Annotated in this window: 3 protein-coding genes; all 3 read right to left on the minus strand. The window is 40.2% G+C overall.

Annotated features, from left to right (window positions below):
- Window positions 1–181 (minus strand): NAD-dependent epimerase/dehydratase family protein (locus tag VGA95_12970; GenBank protein HEX9667451.1); only part of this gene is annotated, 181 nt, incomplete at its 3' end.
- Between the two features lie 4 nt (window positions 182–185).
- Window positions 186–1706 carry an ISKra4 family transposase gene (locus VGA95_12975; protein ID HEX9667452.1) on the minus strand — a complete coding sequence of 507 codons (1521 nt, stop codon included), beginning with the start codon at window positions 1704–1706 and terminating at the stop codon, window positions 186–188.
- Window positions 1707–1810: 104 nt separating this feature from the next.
- Window positions 1811–2030, minus strand: a 220-nt coding sequence (locus tag VGA95_12980) for a hypothetical protein (protein ID HEX9667453.1), incomplete at its 5' end; no start/stop codon positions are given.

A 2030-nucleotide genomic window follows, 5' to 3' on the forward strand; every position in this document is an offset into this window, starting at 1 on the left:
CGTTGATAATTTCTTGTTCTGCTAGTTTTTTGGACTTTCCATAATACGAGTTTGGTTCTTCTGGATAGGGACAGCTTTCATCAATTCCCTCTAAAGGCTTTCGATCGACTAGTACGGATTCAGAGCTAATATAGATAAAGCGTTTGGGTGCAGTTCTTTTAGAACGACACAAAAAATTCAAAATACTATGCAACATCCTTTATCATAGGGTCTATGTATTGTGGCTCATGGTTACGTTGCAACGATTTGACTTTATAGAAATCCAAATACGCATCGATATCTCCACTAGACTGCAATGAACGTAACTTCAATACTGCTTCGGCACCTTCTAACCCCCAACGTGCACCTGTAATATCCATTCGGTCATTTATCAAATGCCGACATGTACCTTCAATTACACCTGTAGCAATCGGTAAACCTGCAGCTAAATACTCCTCATATTTCAACATCTCTTTATATTTGAGCAGGTAGTCCGCACACTTATCTACCGCTTTACGTTTCTCGATAGAAAGTCCCCTTAATGTTGCGCTTCGGCGCATCCCTCCTGCTACATGGCTCGCATTACCTTTAAGAATTTGCAACGCTCTGTATCCTACCCATTCTTCAGCTGAATCACTACCTGCTTTATAAAAACAATAGGCCGCTTTCCAGAGGTATTCGAGAACATGAATAAAATCGAGGATGAGTAAAACCGCTACATTATACCGCTTCATACTTGACCGTATGTTTTTCAATTGATCATTATGTCCATCAATTAGCATCACCCACTCTCGCCGTTTCTCTGGATCGCGGCTTAATGCTTCCTCAAATATTTCATCCGTTACTACATTATGGTCACGTTCCACACTCGCCCAAACCCGCTTGTTTCTGGCTCTTGCTCTTGGTTTTACTCTTGCTTTTTCCTCAGATTTCTCTACTCCCATAATTTCCTCTGGAGTACGATAATTTCGTTCAATGCTATACACTGCACCCACCATCGCCATACGTTTACGATTGCGTTTTTCCCCTTTATTAAGACGAGCCTTGCGTTTGGTACTTTTCTTCTCTGCGGCCTTCCGTGTGGCCTCACGAAGACTTTCTTGACGCATCACTATCCCCTTAGCGTCTTCACTCATGATTAGGGGGTCGGAACTCTCTTCAAAACTATTCGACGGTTGATTCTCATAAAACTTGACAAAATCCTGACTGATTTCCGTAGTAATTTCTTCAATCTGACGCTTGGGAACCTTTCCTCCTGTAGTTTGTTTAATACTTTCTACTGCTGCATCAAACGAATTTTTCGATACTTCCTGAGCTACTCGTTGACGTAATCCATGGGAATATTTGTCTTTTGGAAGATTTAGTTCCGCATCCATAGGGAAGACACTGCTCTTGCCACGCATATTATATCCTATGCGTCTGACCTTGACTTGGCCAAACAAGCTCATTAGACTGCGTTCGCAATTTTCTCGAATATGGGTAAGTTTGTCACCATTGCTTCCTTTCATCTCTTTCTGCTTTTGCTCCTGTGCTGATCGTAAATCTAAATGTGCTTGCAACAAACGCCTGAGTATTTCGTTACCTTCGCGTGAAATGATTTGCTCGACATCTCCGTGTTCCATTTCTATGGTCTGTTCTGATTGGAGTTCGTTGACGAGATGAATGAAATGTTCTTTAGCAGAGGAGAATTCTTTCAAATCTTGGTTAATATTGTATACTTGTTTCATGAGGGCACCTTCTTTTTCCTATGTATGTTATTTGATCATTCATACATACTCTAATTTGCCCTCTTTTTCAATACATACTTTTTATAACCTCTTGTTATTTAATATTATATCGTCGTTTTAAAAGAACTGCACCCATCGGATATTGCATGGATCAATAGTTCTTCTTCAGTTGTTGAGTCTATAAACCTCCCGGTTGAATTGTAGTAAAAAAAAGCATGCATTAGTTCATGAAAGACTGTGATAGACCCATCTTTTGGGTAATATACAGGGCATTTTTTAACTTCCTTTTTTGGGAATGGTACAGTAACCTCGTTACGGTATTCA

Source organism: Thermodesulfobacteriota bacterium, from assembly GCA_036397855.1.
Lineage (GTDB): Bacteria > Desulfobacterota_D > UBA1144 > Nemesobacterales > CSP1-2 > DASWID01.